Source organism: Acinetobacter sp. WY4, assembly GCF_018438165.1.
Taxonomy (GTDB): Bacteria; Pseudomonadota; Gammaproteobacteria; order Pseudomonadales; family Moraxellaceae; genus Acinetobacter.
In genome coordinates, this window is record NZ_CP053947.1 from 1,594,406 (window position 1) to 1,610,619 (window position 16,214).

The following is a 16,214-nucleotide window of genomic DNA, read 5'->3' on the forward strand; positions in this document are numbered from 1 at the left end:
TTCTAACGCGTTTCTTGAATATTCTGAATAGTTTGTTCAGATTCAGTGTCTTTAGAAGAAGACAGGCTGGCAAAAAGTTCCGAAGAACCCAAACTATTCAATAAACCTTCATAGGTTTGACGACTTTCACCACGTAAATACGCCCCTTCCAGGAATACCATCTGGCGCAGTGCCTGCCAGACCCATTTTTCTTCCAGGGTATTGGAATCGGTCAGATGACCTGACATATACAGGAAATTGGTCCAGTTGGTCAGTACAATCCACAGGTTAATGATCAGTGCTTCAATTTCTGAATCGGTCATGTCCATCAGGCCTGCATTGACAAAGCCCTTATAGATTTTCTGGCCCTGCTGCATGACCTGCCCGGCAAAGCGTGGATACATCTTGCGAAAATCTTCGTTATTTTCTACCAGATGATAGACATCACGATGCAGGAAACGATAAGCCCATAACTGGCTGCTCAGCACCTGAAAATAATGCACCTTGTCATTGGCATCCAGCGCGCGGTCATCCGGCAGCGCCAGCATTTCTAGCGTCTGGTGCTGGTACTGTTCCATCAATTCTTTAATAATTTCATTTTTATTGCGGAAATGATAATACAGGTTACCCGGGCTCATGCCGAGTTCAGCCGCAATGTGATTGGTGGTTACCGATCGTTCGCCACGCTCGTTAAACAGCTGCAAACTGAGCTGCAAGATACGCTCTTTAGTTTTTAAGGTTTTGGTTTGGGACATCCTAAAATAACCATTCAGTTCATGCATTAGCAGGCTAACACACAAAGTCACTTGACTAATTAGAGTATTTGCTCTAAAAATTAATTAATCGATTTTTGAATAATGGTAGTGCGGCATGAACAGTCACACAAAAACAACATCAATGACACCACATTTTTTTGATAGCCAATATCTGAATGAAGTCTTGGCGCAACAAAAACACGCTTACTTACACTACCCTCTGCCGACTGCAAAGGAACGTATCGATCGTTTAGCTCGACTTAAGCGTATCTTAGTTAAGTATCAAGATCAATTTGCTGATGCAATTAATCAGGACTATGGTAACCGTTCAATCGGGGAAACCAAGATTGGTGAACTGCTCACCTGTCTGGAACATATCAAATATTACAGCAAAAACCTGACCCGGTGGATGAAACCCTCCAAGCGTCATGTCGGCATTATTCATCAGCCGGCTAAAGCCTGGGTACAATATCAGCCTTTAGGCGTGGTTGGGATTATCGCACCATGGAACTATCCGCTGTTGTTGTCGATTGGCCCCCTGATTTGCGCACTGGCGGCCGGCAACCATGCCATGATCAAAATTTCCAGTGCATCCGCTGCCTTTGGTGAAGTTTTAGAAAAAGCTTTGGCTGAAGCCTTCCCTAAAGAATTGGTCGCTGTGGTGAATGGTGGCGGTGTGATTTCAGATGCTTTCTGTCGTTTGCCTTTCGATAAACTGATTTTCACCGGCTCAACTGCAGTCGGTAAAACCGTCATGGCAGCCGCTGCCGAAAATCTGGTGCCGGTGATTCTGGAACTGGGCGGTAAATCGCCAGTACTGGTGCATCCATCGATTGATCTGCGCGATGTCGCGCAGCGGATTGCGGTGGGCAAACTCTGGAATGCCGGTCAGACCTGTGTAGCGCCAGACTATATGTTCCTGCCTCTCGGAAAAACTGCCGAGTTCATTGATCACTTTAAAGCCTGTGTCGAAAGCATGTATCCGGATATCACCCATAATCAGGATTACACCTCGATTATTAATGTCAAACAATATAACCGTCTGCAAGGCTATCTGGATGATGCGCGTGAACAGGGTGCGCAAGTCATTGAAATTAATCCGCGTAGTGAAAACTCGGCTGATCTGCGCAAGATTGCACCGACCATCGTGACCAATGTCACCCCGATGATGCAGATCATGCAGCATGAAATCTTTGGCCCACTGTTACCGATCATGGAATATGATCAAATTGACGATGTCATCGACTTTATTAATAGCCGTCCACGTCCACTTGCTTTATACTACTTCGACTTTGATCAGGCGCGTGCCGATTATGTCGCACAGCGTACCCATTCAGGGCATTTCGGGCAAAATACGGTACTGACCCATGTTGCGCAGGACGATCTACCATTTGGGGGTGTCGGTGCATCAGGTATGGGTAAATACCATGGCCCAGAAGGCTTCTTCAGTTTGTCGCATGAACGCTCAGTAATGTCGAATCCAAAGCTGTACAGCTTGAAATACATTCTGCCACCGTTCAATAAACCGATTCACAAGCTGATTTCGAAGACACTTCTCCGCTAAATGATCAAGGCATGAGCTATCGATATAGTTGGTGCCGCGTTTTGACGAAAATCGCTTGTCTTTTAAGCGCATTTTTGATATAAAACGCCCCTTGAATGATTTCAATCCGTTTATTTTTGACTGGCCATACAGATTTGCTGTTGGCTAAATCAATGGAGTTACACCATGTCTAAGGTTTGCCAAGTTACCGGCAAGCGTCCAGTCGTTGGTAACAACGTCTCACACGCCAACAACAAAACTAAGCGCCGGTTCGAGCCGAACCTGCATCACCACCGTTTCTGGTTAGAAAGCGAAAAACGTTTTGTACGTCTTCGTTTAACCACTAAAGGTATGCGTATTATCGACAAATTGGGCATTGAAAAGGTTGTTGCTGACCTACGTGCTCAAGGTCAAAAGATCTAAGGAGTCTGAACCATGCGTGATAAAATTCGCTTAGTTTCTTCAGCTGGTACAGGTTATTTCTATACCACGACTAAGAACAAACGTACTATGCCGGAAAAAATGGAAATCAAAAAATTTGATCCAAAAATCCGTCAACACGTAATCTTCAAAGAAGCTAAAATCAAATAATTTTAGTTTCTTTAAAAAAACGACCTTTGCGGGTCGTTTTTTTTGCACTTTTTTTATCCGGCTTGATAAACTTTCTGCATGTTTTGGCACTTTTTGTGCTTATTTCCCAGCAAACCTAGCTAAAGGAGTATTTAGTGCCACATGACGTAGAGCTCATTATATTACTGGCTGTTGGTTTTGGCTTAGCTTTGGTCTTTGGCTATCTCGCTGCACGGCTACGTCTTCCCCCTTTGATCGGCTATCTCATTGCCGGCATTCTGATTAGCCCCCACACGCCCGGTGTGGTCGGTGATATTCATCTGGCCAACCAGTTGGCAGAGTTAGGCGTCATGTTCCTGATGTTTGGTGTCGGGATGCATTTTTCCCTGAACGATCTGATGCAGGTACGCCGGATTGCCCTGCCTGGTGCGATTTTACAGATTGCGGTTGCCACCTTGCTCGGGGTCGGAGTTTCGATGCTGTGGGGCTGGAGCTTTGGCTCAGCGCTGGTCTTCGGCCTAAGCTTGTCCTGTGCCAGTACCGTGGTGCTACTCAAAGCGCTTGGTGATCGTGGCTTACTGGATTCAATCAATGGCCGAATTGCTGTTGGCTGGTTGCTGGTCGAAGATCTGGTCATGGTCTTGGCGTTGGTACTATTACCTGCCACTGCGGTACTTTTAGGTGGGCAGGCGCTGGAAGGTGCGAGCGATGAGAATATCTGGCTCACCTTAGGTATTACCCTACTCAAAGTCGCAGGCTTTATTGCCTTCATGCTGATTATCGGTAAACGATTGATTCCGATGATCATACAGGTCGTGGCACGTCTTGGTTCACGTGAGCTGTTTACTTTAACAGTGGTGGCTGCCGCCGTTTCAATCGCCTTTGGTGCCTATAAGGTCTTTGGTGTATCCATGGCACTGGGTGCTTTCTTTGCCGGAATGGTGGTGAAAGAGTCCGATTTTAGTCATCGCGCCGAAGAGGAAACTTTGCCACTGCGTGAAATTTTCTCGATTTTATTCTTTGTATCCGTCGGCATGCTGTTTGATCCGCGCATTTTGCTGGAACAACCCATACATGTGCTGGCCGTGGTCGGGATTATCATGATTGGTAAGACTATTGCCGCGATGGCACTGGTGCTGTTCTTCCGCTATCCGATCAATACCGCCTTGACCGTCGGTGCTTCGCTGGCACAGATTGGTGAGTTCTCCTTTATTTTGGCTGCGCTCGGTGTTTCGCTCAACCTGCTTTCGCTGGAAGGTCAAAACCTGATTCTGGCAGGTGCCTTAATTTCGATTACACTTAACTCCTTTATCTTTTCCGCGATTGAGCCGGTACAGAAATGGATTCGGGAACGCTCGACTCTGGCCCGCTTACTGGAACGCAGTGGTGACCCTCTGGCGATGTTACCCGATGAAGTCTCACAGGATTACCTGCGCGATCAGGTGGTGATTATTGGCCATGGTGAGGTTGGGCGGCGTATTACCCGGTCATTGATGGAAGAGAACATCAAGGTGGTGATTGCCGAAGAAAACCGTGATATCGTCGAAAACCTACGTGAGAAAGGCATTGCTGCGGTTTCTGGTGTAGCCACTGAAGCCGGAGTACTGATTCAGGCACATATTCAGCATGCGCGCTTACTGGTCATTTCGCCTATGGATATCATCGATATTCATAAAATTGTCGACATTGCCAAGACCTTGAATCCACAAATTCAGGTACTGGTCTGTGCAGAAAGCAAGGAAGAAGCTGAAGCCATTCGTCGGGATAATATCGGTGCGGTTTATTATGCCAAAGAAGAAATGGCAAAAAATATGAGCAATCATATTTTGAACCAGATTGAGATCGCGCATCAGCATACGCCTTCTCATTAAAGTTTTTCTTTTAATCAACACCAAATAAAAAAGTTGTCGGATCTGGCAACTTTTTTATGGACATCAATATATCTCCGAGCCAAAGATTTTATTAACTCACTGGCTTCAGACTGCTCATGACCCAAATTTTAAAATAATGATTTTTCATCTTCATTTTAAATGAACGTCTTTGTGATACTTAAAATCTGCCTAATTTAATAACCTATAAAACTCAAAAAGCACACCAATAGTAGTGTGCTTTCTAAATAAATTTCAACGATTAACTCATATACTTTGGTTCTTCATCCACAACTTCAGCCTGCCACTCATTGACCTGCTGTTCCAGCAAACCATAGAGTGCTGCCTGAATCATCTGTTGCGCAATCACGGGCGTCTGCTCTCCAAGTAGAGCTTTCACCTCATCATTAAATTGAATCATGACCAAAGGCTGTTTATGTGAGCCTGCATTGCGTAGAGCCAACGCGCCACCTTCAAGTTGAACGAGTTCTAAAATCGCGTCTTGATTACCAAATAAATCTTTCAACTGTTCTATAGACATATATCCTCCATGTTCAACATGGTGGCAAAGCACCGGGTGCACTTTGCATCATTAGAGTAATTGATATAGGGTTAAAAATTGCATTTTCAAGTACAGCCGATCCGATTAAAATTCAATCATCTCATTACGAAAACCATCAATTAATTGGGTCAGGTCACGATGCCACTCTCTCAATATAGCAGTATCAGGTAACCATGCTTGTGGAGACTGTGTGACTTTAATGATGAGATTTGAGGAAGTTTCGTCTTCAGGTTCTGGGGTACTTGGTTCGGGCGCATACTGGCACAGACGGTAAGCACGTTTCAGTTCAGCAATGAAACCGCTCTTGGATAAATGTTGCAGCACCGCCACTTCCGGCGAAATCTGGCCTTTGGCCGCCATCAGTTCTTCGATCGATTTTAGCGTCGGATGAGGATCATTCAGGCGATAGTAACGCACCAGTTCCTGTAAAAATGCTAACAAAGCACCATGCAAATGAAACACAGTTGCTTCACGTTGTGCCTGAGCCTGTTGTACATGTTCGGTTTGCTCTGCTTGCTGGCAGGATAGACGGGCAAAATACAGTTTTTGATTGGTACGGTCCGCATGATAGCGAGCAACACGGGTCATCGAGATTTCCTAAGGTTTAAAACAAATTTTGGCTTTTATAAAGTAAAAGGTTCGCCTACATTTCGCAATCAAAAGATGTTTAGACTGAATCCATCCAGCACTGAAATTCAGAGCATTGAGCTCACTAATTAAGTACGGCGATACTAAATTGTAGCCATAAAAAAAGGAGCCTATCAAGTGCTCCTTTTTTGAGTTTAAGCCTGAGGCTTGTCTTCTGCGGCTTTCACGCGGATGCCATGTCCGTGTAGGCGTAAAGTGTTCAGGCCTTTAATGGCTTTGACTGCTTCACGGCCATGCGGCATTTCTACAAAAGCAAAACCTTTTGATTTGCCTGTTGCTGCATCAAGCACCAAAGTACAGGTCTCCACTGTGCCATATTCCTGGAACAGTTTCAGTAATTCGGCTTCTGTGACCGTACGTTCTAAATTACGAACTAAAATTTTCATCTTACAACCTTAAGAAGATAGGCAAAAAATATCAAAAAGCACGCGCCTACTCTACTTTTTGCATGAAACAACTTTGCTATAGTTTAATCGAGATCAATCCCAAAATCTAAATTAATCGACTTGCGTTCAATCAAGGCACTTTTTACAGTTTGCTGCCGGGTTTTGTAATGGGTTTCCGTGGTGCATAAATGCCGGGTGAGATCATTCAGGAAATAACTTTCGACTTTACGCCCCTGCTCATCGACCGTTTCCCGCGCCCAATGATTCAGGTTCTGTTTGGTCAGAATTAATTCATTTTTTGCCCGGGTCAGTGCTACATAGAGCACACGACGCTCTTCTTCGACATCATCAAAATCACCTTGGGCACGTGCATGTGGATAATTGCCTGGGGTGACATTGGCCACATAACAGACATTTTGCTCGGTGCCTTTGGCCGAGTGAATGGTGATTAAGGTCACCACATCGTGATCCGATTGGCGTTCAATTTCCGAGATTGACACCGGATCCAGTACATATTCCTCTAAAAATTCACTCAGCTGCGAATGTTTGGAGGCCAGCTGTTTGACCAGTTCAAAATCACTCTGGCGACGTGGCCAATCCTTTTTATAGTTTTCTGCCAGTTGAGATTCAATCGCCTGAATCGCAAGACTGACACAGGCTTGCACTTCGCCTTTGAGCACATTCATCTGCTGCATGATCAGAATGGTTTCTAGCGGTATCTTGCCAAACTGTTCTAATTTCTTTGCAATCTGATCCATTTCAGGTTCAGCCAATAGCTGCTGTGACAGCTTGCTGGCACCGACATCACCCACACCATTCCACAGGGTCAAGAAACGCATCCAGGCAATATCATCCAATGGATTAGCCACCACGCGCAGCATGCTGAGCAAATCTTTCACATGCGCCGTTTCCAGCAGCTTCATGCCACCAATAAAGCGATATGGCACATTAGCCGCGATACAAGCTGCTTCAATATGCCGTGCGGCAAAGCTGGAGCGTACCAAGACCATATGCTCGCCCCATTTGCTGCCTTGCAGATAATGACGTTCTTTAATATCAATCGCAATCCATTTGGCTTCATCAAATTCATTCGGGAAAATATGCATGCGCGGCTTAACACCTTCTCCGCGATACGCTTCCAGACGTTTGTCATATTTAATTTCAGACTGATCAAGCAGCCAGTTGGACAGATCCAGAATTTCTTGGGTCGAACGGTAGTTTTTTTCTAATTTAAAAATCTGCGCATCTGGCACACGCTCTTTGAAATGGTGAATATTCTCAAAGTCTGCACCACGGAAACCATAAATGGATTGCGCATCATCACCGACACAGAACAGGCTGATTCGGTCTTTGAGTGGCTCCAACAAAGCCCATTGCAATGGATTGGTATCCTGCATTTCATCGACCAGCATATGCCGACAGATTGAAGCGACATAGTCGACCAGACCTTCGGACTGTGCCAGCGCCGTAGCTACTACCGCCAGAATATCGTCATAATCCAGAAAACTTCGCGCTTGCTTACGTGCTTCATATTCTTTCATAATTTCGGCAATCTGGTCCTTTAAGGCCAGATATTCCGGCATCTGTTTTTCCAGCGCCAGACTGAGCTTTTGCCGGGTATTCCTTGCAAAAGAATACAAATCACATAATTCTTGAGGCTTCGGCAGATGATTGGGATTTTTCTTGTCATCACGGCCGCGAATCAAACGAAACATCATCAACTGATCATCACGATCAATAATCGAAAACTGTTCCAGACCAAAAGCTTTCGGAATACGGCGCAGCAGATACATACAGAAGGTATGAAAGGTCGAGGCCCGCAGTCCCTTGGCTTGTTCACCCAGTGCAAGTTCGACACGCGCCACAATTTCACTGGCTGCACGGCGGGTAAAGGTCAGAATTTGAATCTGGTTGGCAGGCACACCCTGCTCAATCAAGTAAGCTGCGCGTGCCACGATAGTCTTGGTTTTGCCACAACCTGCCCCGGCCAGCACCAAACTGTGTTTTGCTTCTGTGGTCGCTGCTTGCTTTTGTTGGGGGTTTAATTCATCAATCAGGGTGGCTAAACTCATTTTCACTCATCATTTTGTGGATGTATGTAGTTTAACAGATCGCTTCCAGAATTATGGCTTTTCAGTTGTCCTGAAACTGTCTCCAATTTTATTTCCTGATTTGATATTAGCTAACGACAGGGCGTGCTGGATTACAGGAGAGAGAAATACTTTCACTCTGTCAAAAGATTTTTAACTATCTCAGCGACAGCTTTCCCCAAGTTCATTTCTGCATTATTTAAGGCTTCCTCTAAAGGACAATCTGGCGGATTAATCCCAACAATCTGGCTAAATCCTGACTCAAACAAATCCTCAATCCCTTCACCGACTAGACCCGCAAAAGCAATCACCGGTTTATTGAAGTGTTTTGCAACCTGCGCCACACCAAATGGCGTTTTGCCAAATTTGGTTTGAAAATCAATTTTACCTTCCCCGGTAAACACATGATCTGCTTGCGCTATTTTCTCGTTGAGTTGAACCTGTTCAATCATCAGCTCTACACCTGATCGAATGGAAGCAGCAGTGAATGCCATTAAACCAAAACCCAATCCACCGGCAGCGCCCGCACCTGCCACATGACGATAATCACAGCCAATCTGCTGAGCAACCACATCGGCGAAATGACAGAGGTTTTGATCCAACTGCTTGACCATTTCAGGCGTTGCACCTTTTTGTGGTCCAAAGATTATCGATGCACCATTTGGTCCACACAGTGGATTGTTGACATCCGATGCAATAATTATTTCAGTATCTGCTAAACGTGGATCAAGTTCGGATAAATCCATTGATTTGACCAGATCTAAGTTTCCACCACAGACCTGAATTAATTCACCCGCATGATTTAGAAACCGCACACCCAGTGCCTGTGCCATGCCGGCACCACCATCATTGGTAACACTCCCACCCAGCCCAATGATGATTTTTTTCACACTCAAGTCCAATGCCTGTTTGATCATTTCTCCTGTGCCATAAGTTGAAGTGAGCATCGGATTACGCTGTGAAGGCTTCAATAAATGAATGCCATTGGCCTTGGCCATTTCAATCACAGCAGTTTGACCTGCATCAATCAAACCCCAATAGGTCTGAATACGTTGCTCAGGCAGTGGTCCGGTCACTTCACATGCAATACTTTGCCCCTTTAAACTTGAAATCAATGCATCGACCGTGCCTTCACCACCATCAGCCATTGGCACATGAATAATGTGGGCATCCGGAATGACGTTCTGAATACCGCGTTGCATGGCCTGACAAGCCTGCGCAGCAGACATGCTTTCTTTAAACGAGTCAGGAGCAAGCACAAAGGTGAGCGGCATGGTGTGATCTTTTATCCACAAATGAAGTCTAAATTGTGGATAAATCCAGCACTATCCACAAGTCTTTATTTCCAGCCCAGTTCAATTGCAGTTATCTCATTAATCAAGGTTTGATTTAAAGATTCTGGCATTTTACTGGTGGTTTGAGACAGTGGAATATGTCCTGCCATCAGCTCCGCCTTGGTTTGCGGAAATAAGGGTTGCTGATCTGGAAATGCATAACCCAGCGGATAAATCGGTTGACCTGTCGCTAAATCATATTTATCCGAAGCGTCAAAGGCATGCAGCAATTCATGCACCAATACAATTTTATTCTGTTCAGTTTGTTGTTTGGATGCAAATAGATTTATCGAACCAATCCGGCCTTTTTGCAAGGCAGTGGAATGTTTCAATTGCTTGGTCTGCACAGGATCATAGTAATTTAAAAATAAAGTCACATTAGCTGAAGGGTCTGAACTCTGTCGCTGTTTCCAAGCATAGAACCGGAATTTTAAACTCCATAAAACTGTATCGATGAGCGAGTCTTGCTCAGGGACTTTGGGTGATAGAACTTGAAGCTCACGGCCTAAATTAAAATAAAAATAAGTCGGCTGTCCACGATACTGCTGAGCTGCTTTTTCCAGATATTCCCGTGCTCCATTCAGGTCCTGAGCTGACAGTTGCTGGATATATTGCTGTGTGGTCGGTAATCCATCGGCATTAATCGGATGCAGCAACACAATAATCGGCTTTGACCAGTTCTGGTTTTGATCACGATAGGCATTGACCGCGACAATCAATAAGATGATTAATAAAATCAGAATCCGAATCTTTTTCCACATATCGATTACACACTCTGCTTTTTCATTTTTCTTAAATACATCTGACTCATTTCTATTTTTGTTTCAAATAAATTTAAAGTTTTTATTAATCCTGACAATTTGGCTCTACCATAGTTACGAGAGTCAAAATCAGGCTTTACTGCACTGATATACTGCCCGACCATCCCTAAATTCGCCCATCCATTATCATCTGCATTATCTTTTACAGCTTTATAAATTAAGTTAAGCGTAGCTCGATCCATCCCTTCAGGTAACTGAATTTCCTTTTGCGCAGATATAGTTTTTTGTCCATTAGTCTTGATAATCTCCGAAACTTTTTTATCTATTGATCCTGTTTCTTCACCATCCTCATTATTTTTAATTTCACTATCTACAAGTAAGTTTTCGATATAAATAAACTTGTCACAGGCTTTCTTAAATGCTTCAGGCGTAGCTTTTTTGCCAAAGCCATACACTGTTAGACCATTTTCACGAATACGTGAAGCTAAGGGCGTGAAATCGCTATCGCTGGATACGATACAAAATCCATCTAATGCACCTGCATAAAGTAAATCCATAGCATCAATGATCAGGATCATATCCGTCGCATCTTTACCCTTGGTATAAGCGAATTGTTGTACCGGAGTGATGGCATGAGGAAGGAGTACATCTCGCCATTTCTTTAAAGTTTCGCTGCTCCAGTCCCCATACACACGTTTGACACTGGCAATTCCATATTTCGCAACTTCCTCCAATACCGATGAAATCGCGTTGATAGAAGAATTATCCGCATCGATTAATACAGCGAACTTTTTTGTCTGAATATCCACATCCACCCCAAGATATTATTTTTAATTTTTTATATACATGATTCTGACATAAAAAATGCCGACTTTCGTCAGCATTTTTTTGAATCTTAGAGTTTAGGCTTCAACCCATTTTCCGTCCTGATAAACCAGAGACCATTTGGTTTGCTTGCCTTCTGCAGTTTCCGAACCAATATATTGTGACTGGTTCTTACGGCTAAATTTTACCAGAGTTGGATTCCCTTCCGGGTCCACATCAGGTGCCTGCAAGATAAACTGATACTTTGGATCAAGCTGGTCGGCAACAGAACGAATCTCGGCCACTTTCGGTGCACGGGTTTCACGCACTTTCGGGAACTTGCTTGCCGCCAGGAATAAACCGGCTGCACCGTCACGCAGTACAAAGAAATCGTCATGCTTGGCAGAACGTAAATGCTCCATCTTGATCGGATCCACACGTGGAGGCGCAGGCTGACCGCTCTTTAAGACTTTACGGGTATTGTCACAGCTGGTACAGGCAAAATACGGACCAAAACGACCCGTCTTCAGCTGCATTTCACCATCACACTTGTCGCATGGGATACTCGGGCCATCATAGCCTTTAATTTTGAACTCACCTTCTTCAAGTTCAAAACCACTACAGTCCGGGTTATTCCCACAGATATGCAGTTTACGGCCGCCATCAATCACATAGCTGTCCATGGCAGTTTCACAGATCGGACAACGCTTCTTCGACATCAGGTCAGCAGTTTCCGCAGCCTCATCATCAGATAATGCAGCCAGAGACTCAACTGGTGTCAGGTTCAAGGTTCCTTTACAACGCTCTTTCGGCGGTAGGTTATAGCCTGAACAACCCAAGAATACGCCTGTGGTTCCGGTACGAATCTGCATTGGACGGTCACATTCTTTACAGTGTACTGCATCCACTTCTACAGGCTGATTGCGGCGCATACCGTTCTCACCCTGCGCCGTAGTCAAACGTTGCTTAAAATCGCCATAGAAGCTGTCTAATAACTCTTTCCAGTTACGCTCACCATCTGCTACTTTATCCAGCTGACCTTCAAGATCTGCGGTAAAGGCATAGTTCATCAGATTACTAAAATTTTCATCCAGACGATCGGTAACGATCTCACCCATCTTCTCGGCATAGAGACGACGGTTATCCAGTTTCACATAACCACGATCCTGAATCGTCGAAATAATCGCTGCATAGGTCGATGGACGGCCAATGCCTTTTTTCTCGAGTTCTTTGACCAGTGAGGCTTCGGTAAAACGTGCTGGTGGTTTAGTGAAATGTTGAGATGGATCAAGTTTCTCAAGTTTAAGGACTTCACCGACTTTGACCGCAGGCAATAAAATATCGTCATCAGCTTTATTGGCACCACGCACGCGAGTAAAACCATCAAAGACCAAGGTACGACCTTTGGCTTTCAGCTCTACACCATTAGCATCCACTAAAATGGTAGAAGACAAATATTCTGCCGGAGTCATCTGACAGGCAACAAACTGGCGCCAGATCAAGTCATAGAGGCGCTGTGCATCACGCTCAACACCCACTAGGCTGTCGCCTTTTAAGCCAACCATAGATGGACGAATGGCTTCATGCGCTTCTTGCGCACCGGCTTTATTGCCATAACGGTTCGGCTTGGCAGGCAAATATTTCTCGCCAAACTCCGATTCGATATGGCCACGCACCATATTCACCGCATCATCACTCAAGAATGTCGAGTCAGTACGCATATAGGTAATGAAACCGGCTTCATACAGGCGCTGCGCCAGCATCATGGTTTTCTTCACAGAAAAACCGAGACGGGTACTGGCTGCCTGTTGTAGCGTTGACGTGATATACGGCGCACTTGGATTAACCTTGGTTGGCTTATCTTCACGTGCAGAAACCGTATAATCAGCATCTTTGATCAGGTTTAATAAGGCATCAGTTTCGGCTTTATTGCGTAGCTTGAGCGTCTTGCCATTTTGCTTGACCGCTTCGAGACGAATATCATCTTTTTTCGATTTGGTATTGGCAAACACCTGCCAGTATTCTTCAGGAATAAAAGCACGAATTTCGCGTTCACGCTCGACCACCAGCTTCACCGCAACCGACTGTACACGACCGGCTGACAGACCACGCGCAATCTTTTCCCAAAGCAATGGCGAAATCATAAAGCCCACGACACGATCCAGGAAACGGCGTGCCTGCTGCGCATTGACTTTATTGGTATCCAGACGTGACGGATGCTTAAAGGCATCCTGAATCGCATTTTTGGTAATTTCATTAAAGACCACACGCTGATAACGCGAATCATCACCGCCGATGACTTCTTTTAAATGCCAGGCAATCGCCTCTCCTTCCCTGTCCATATCCGTTGCCAGATAGACTTCATCGACTTGCGATGCCAGTTTTTTCAGTTCGGCAACCACATGTTCTTTGCCAGGAAGGACTTCGTATTTGGCTTTCCAGTCATGTTCCGGATCGACACCCATGCGGTTAATCAACGCATTCTGTGATTTTTCAGCTTTTTCTGCATCCGTCAGTTTGGTACGTGTCGCTGGTTTTTTCTCTGTCGATTTTGCAGAACCGCCAGTCGGTAAGTCACGCACATGACCCACCGATGATTTTACGATGTAGTTCGGACCAAGGTACTTATTGATTGTTTTCGCTTTTGCAGGCGACTCCACAATCACTAGGGCACGCTTGCTTCCAGCGTCGGGAGACTTCGCTGTGCTGCTTTTTGATGTGGACCGAGGAGCGTTCGCCATAATTAACCGTTAATCCTGTTTATTTCTAAATTAAAGTTCAGCCAAAGCGTGTAACAGTGCTTTGATGTCGTCGAGTTGGGTCGCTCTTAAATCAGCTTCTTCATCCCAGTACATGCCGACACAGTTGGCCTGCATATCAATAGCATAAATGCCTTTTAATGCAATGGGAAAATCTTTAAATTTCTCATCACCCTGCACGATTTCGAGTTTATTATCGACAACACGGGCGCGCATCAGGGGCAAACGTGCATCTGGCATCAGCACACTGTAGTATGCGACCATACTGGCACGACTTTCAGTCGCCTTCGGGATTTTGGTCCAGTCCGGTGCCACCACCAGACGTGGATGCAAACCCATTTTACGGGCTTTATCACGCATCAGCCCCAAGGCTTTTTCTCGGGGACTTACACGTAACCCGAAAATCGACCCTATGACGAAAATGATGATGACCACCGTCACCCAGATTCCAGTGTTTTCCATAGTTCAACCTTTATGTTCTATTATTAGAGTTGCATAAGCACAATATAAAACGCAAGTTTGCACGATAAAATTAATTCAGGAACATTTCATGACTATATAAAATTTCGTGACCATTCCAGTAAATATAACCTTTCTCGATCAACTCCTTCAGCAGCAAGCGAATGTCCGATTTTGGAAATAACTGTTCCAGTAAATCACGCAGCTCATAAATGTCTTTGGGTTTATCGCCCTGCAATTCACGCAGTTTACGCGCCACTTCGAGTTGTACCGGATCGATCCGGCCAAAGTTCTTGAACAGGTCTTGCTGTGCCGACTGGATTGGTGACTTGAGTATTTCAGATTCAACTGGAGCTTCATCTACCTTCATTTGGGAAATAACCTGATCCAGTTTAGGATTTTTAACCGGGCTTTGTTCATCCAGATTGAGTTGCAGCCATTGTTTCAGGACTTTTTTACGGAAACTGATCTGCTCATCATAGCGTTTGACAATTTTCAGGTTAATCAACATGCCGACCACATGCTGAGCTTTCACTGGCATCACTTGCAGAATATTCGCCACTGAATTTTTTAAGGTTTCAACCGTATTCGGTTTGCCACTCATTTTCCCTAACGCATCACAGTATTTTTTCACCAACTGCAAGGCGGGTTTGTTCTTGATGGCGTCCAGACTCGGAAGATGATTTTTAGGCTGATCTGTTGGAATGCTTGTCTCATCAGGCTGAATCTGAATCAGGTGACACGGAATATCAGAAGCCTGCAGCATCTGCTGCAACATCTCGCAGCTGTCCATCGCCGAGATCAATTCAACCTCGGTTTCCGGCTCCAGTAGCGCCATAAGCTGACCGACAATGACCGCATATTCATATTCTTTTTGTGGCGATTCAGGCGTGTCCAGTACCACCACCTGACCACTGCTAATCCAGCCGGCAAGCTCGGTTAAATCCTCTAAGGAGAATTCAAATTTTCCGGCACAGCTAAACAGATATAAAGTCGAATAATGCGCCACAATCTCACGCATTAACTTGGCTGTAGGGAAATTATTTTCGAGGTCGAGTAGAACAACTTTTGGGTGCATGGGACGCAATTCCGGAATGTACCTGAGAGCCGGTATTAGAGTAGGAAGTGAGTGAAAGGTCAAATAATTTTACGACTGAATGGGTGCAGGCCTGTTTCGGCAGAGAGCTAAACTGCATTTTATGAAATGCCGGCAAGAAATCTGTTTGTAAGCGTGAATGTTTGTTTTCAACAGGAAAATTCTTTTGCACTTGATCATCACGCTACGCTTTATTACTTTTATATGCGGATTTAATGCAATTTAAAAGCCAATTCAAAAAAATAATATTTCTCTTTTTAACATCTTATCGATTGGCTCATTTTTATTTTTCAATAAAAAACCCTTAGATCAGCTAAGGGTTGTTGTTGATTAAATCATTGGTTGCAAATTAATAATGCGGTGGGCGATCTGCAACCGGATCAAATTCTGCAATGCCTTCAGACAGATCTGAAGACTCAACACGTTGATATAACAGCGTCATTTGCTTTTTCAGATCAGCAATTTCCAGGGTCTGTTTGGCCACCTGATCATTCAACTGTTCAATTAAATCGTCTAAAAATGCAATTCGCACTTGCAAATCTTCAATGGGTGCGGAAAATGACGCCTGATCATTTAGATTTTGTTGTTTAGTCATTTAAA

16 protein-coding genes are annotated in these 16,214 nt (G+C 44.6%); 4 read left to right on the forward strand and 12 right to left on the reverse strand.

Annotation, left to right across the window (positions count from 1 at the left end):
- Positions 1–2: 2 nt before the first annotated feature.
- Positions 3–734, reverse strand: a complete 732-nt coding sequence (locus G4D73_RS07520; protein ID WP_213686434.1) for a TetR/AcrR family transcriptional regulator — start codon at positions 732–734, stop codon at positions 3–5.
- A 115-nt stretch (positions 735–849) separates the two neighbouring features.
- Here G4D73_RS07520 and G4D73_RS07525 point away from each other — a divergent pair, with 115 nt between their 5' ends.
- From G4D73_RS07525 to G4D73_RS07540, 4 genes are all read left to right on the forward strand, one after another.
- Positions 850–2,298 carry a coniferyl aldehyde dehydrogenase gene (locus G4D73_RS07525; protein WP_004278439.1) on the forward strand — a complete coding sequence of 483 codons (1,449 nt, stop codon included), beginning with the start codon at positions 850–852 and terminating at the stop codon, positions 2,296–2,298.
- 165 nt (positions 2,299–2,463) lie between these two features.
- A complete protein-coding gene (gene rpmB, locus G4D73_RS07530) occupies positions 2,464–2,700 on the forward strand; it encodes a 50S ribosomal protein L28 (RefSeq protein ID WP_000048256.1) in 237 nt (78 codons plus the stop codon).
- A 12-nt stretch (positions 2,701–2,712) separates the two neighbouring features.
- A complete protein-coding gene (gene rpmG, locus G4D73_RS07535; RefSeq protein ID WP_001205031.1) occupies positions 2,713–2,868 on the forward strand; it encodes a 50S ribosomal protein L33 in 156 nt (51 codons plus the stop codon).
- A gap of 134 nt (positions 2,869–3,002) precedes the next feature.
- The gene (locus G4D73_RS07540) at positions 3,003–4,718 is read left to right on the forward strand and encodes a cation:proton antiporter (protein ID WP_213686435.1); all 1,716 of its coding nucleotides are present in this window, start codon (positions 3,003–3,005) and stop codon (positions 4,716–4,718) included.
- Between the two features lie 259 nt (positions 4,719–4,977).
- Here the strand turns inward: G4D73_RS07540 and G4D73_RS07545 are convergent, their stop codons facing one another.
- The 11 genes from G4D73_RS07545 to G4D73_RS07595 all read right to left on the reverse strand — a co-directional run bounded on the left by G4D73_RS07545 (position 4,978) and on the right by G4D73_RS07595 (position 16,209).
- Positions 4,978–5,256, reverse strand: a complete 279-nt coding sequence (locus tag G4D73_RS07545; RefSeq protein ID WP_004278462.1) for a hypothetical protein — start codon at positions 5,254–5,256, stop codon at positions 4,978–4,980.
- 105 nt (positions 5,257–5,361) lie between these two features.
- A complete protein-coding gene (locus G4D73_RS07550; protein ID WP_004278463.1) occupies positions 5,362–5,865 on the reverse strand; it encodes a DUF6586 family protein in 504 nt (167 codons plus the stop codon).
- 194 nt (positions 5,866–6,059) lie between these two features.
- Positions 6,060–6,311, reverse strand: a complete 252-nt coding sequence (locus G4D73_RS07555; RefSeq protein ID WP_004729489.1) for an RNA recognition motif domain-containing protein — start codon at positions 6,309–6,311, stop codon at positions 6,060–6,062.
- Between the two features lie 83 nt (positions 6,312–6,394).
- On the reverse strand, positions 6,395–8,383 hold the full coding sequence (locus tag G4D73_RS07560; RefSeq protein ID WP_005245927.1) for an ATP-dependent helicase: 1,989 nt from the start codon (positions 8,381–8,383) through the stop codon (positions 6,395–6,397).
- A gap of 152 nt (positions 8,384–8,535) precedes the next feature.
- Complete coding sequence (locus tag G4D73_RS07565; protein WP_213686436.1) at positions 8,536–9,675, reverse strand: glycerate kinase; 1,140 nt, start codon at positions 9,673–9,675, stop codon at positions 8,536–8,538.
- Positions 9,676–9,740: 65 nt separating this feature from the next.
- Complete coding sequence (locus G4D73_RS07570) at positions 9,741–10,496, reverse strand: hypothetical protein (RefSeq protein WP_213686437.1); 756 nt, start codon at positions 10,494–10,496, stop codon at positions 9,741–9,743.
- Positions 10,497–10,501: 5 nt separating this feature from the next.
- Entirely contained in the window at positions 10,502–11,305 is an 804-nt protein-coding gene (locus tag G4D73_RS07575; RefSeq protein WP_034439084.1) for an NYN domain-containing protein, read from the reverse strand.
- A 93-nt stretch (positions 11,306–11,398) separates the two neighbouring features.
- The gene (gene topA, locus G4D73_RS07580; RefSeq protein ID WP_213686438.1) at positions 11,399–14,041 is read right to left on the reverse strand and encodes a type I DNA topoisomerase; all 2,643 of its coding nucleotides are present in this window, start codon (positions 14,039–14,041) and stop codon (positions 11,399–11,401) included.
- A gap of 30 nt (positions 14,042–14,071) precedes the next feature.
- A complete protein-coding gene (locus G4D73_RS07585; RefSeq protein WP_004647398.1) occupies positions 14,072–14,521 on the reverse strand; it encodes a hypothetical protein in 450 nt (149 codons plus the stop codon).
- Between the two features lie 70 nt (positions 14,522–14,591).
- Entirely contained in the window at positions 14,592–15,596 is a 1,005-nt protein-coding gene (locus G4D73_RS07590; RefSeq protein ID WP_213686439.1) for a hypothetical protein, read from the reverse strand.
- 367 nt (positions 15,597–15,963) lie between these two features.
- Positions 15,964–16,209 carry a SlyX family protein gene (locus G4D73_RS07595; protein WP_213686440.1) on the reverse strand — a complete coding sequence of 82 codons (246 nt, stop codon included), beginning with the start codon at positions 16,207–16,209 and terminating at the stop codon, positions 15,964–15,966.
- Positions 16,210–16,214: the final 5 nt, after the last annotated feature.

What these genes read in the sequence shown, in the direction of transcription:
- G4D73_RS07525 (WP_004278439.1), top strand. Translation starts at nt 850, where the DNA reads ATGAACAGTCACACAAAAACAACATCAATGACACCACATTTTTTTGAT.
- G4D73_RS07570 (WP_213686437.1), bottom strand. Translation starts at nt 10,496, where the DNA reads ATGTGGAAAAAGATTCGGATTCTGATTTTATTAATCATCTTATTGATT.
- G4D73_RS07590 (WP_213686439.1), bottom strand. Translation starts at nt 15,596, where the DNA reads ATGCACCCAAAAGTTGTTCTACTCGACCTCGAAAATAATTTCCCTACA.
- G4D73_RS07555 (WP_004729489.1), bottom strand. Translation starts at nt 6,311, where the DNA reads ATGAAAATTTTAGTTCGTAATTTAGAACGTACGGTCACAGAAGCCGAA.
- G4D73_RS07520 (WP_213686434.1), bottom strand. Translation starts at nt 734, where the DNA reads ATGTCCCAAACCAAAACCTTAAAAACTAAAGAGCGTATCTTGCAGCTC.
- G4D73_RS07595 (WP_213686440.1), bottom strand. Translation starts at nt 16,209, where the DNA reads ATGACTAAACAACAAAATCTAAATGATCAGGCGTCATTTTCCGCACCC.
- rpmG (WP_001205031.1), top strand. Translation starts at nt 2,713, where the DNA reads ATGCGTGATAAAATTCGCTTAGTTTCTTCAGCTGGTACAGGTTATTTC.
- G4D73_RS07565 (WP_213686436.1), bottom strand. Translation starts at nt 9,675, where the DNA reads ATGCCGCTCACCTTTGTGCTTGCTCCTGACTCGTTTAAAGAAAGCATG.
- topA (WP_213686438.1), bottom strand. Translation starts at nt 14,041, where the DNA reads ATGGCGAACGCTCCTCGGTCCACATCAAAAAGCAGCACAGCGAAGTCT.
- G4D73_RS07585 (WP_004647398.1), bottom strand. Translation starts at nt 14,521, where the DNA reads ATGGAAAACACTGGAATCTGGGTGACGGTGGTCATCATCATTTTCGTC.
- G4D73_RS07545 (WP_004278462.1), bottom strand. Translation starts at nt 5,256, where the DNA reads ATGTCTATAGAACAGTTGAAAGATTTATTTGGTAATCAAGACGCGATT.
- rpmB (WP_000048256.1), top strand. Translation starts at nt 2,464, where the DNA reads ATGTCTAAGGTTTGCCAAGTTACCGGCAAGCGTCCAGTCGTTGGTAAC.
- G4D73_RS07550 (WP_004278463.1), bottom strand. Translation starts at nt 5,865, where the DNA reads ATGACCCGTGTTGCTCGCTATCATGCGGACCGTACCAATCAAAAACTG.
- G4D73_RS07560 (WP_005245927.1), bottom strand. Translation starts at nt 8,383, where the DNA reads ATGAGTTTAGCCACCCTGATTGATGAATTAAACCCCCAACAAAAGCAA.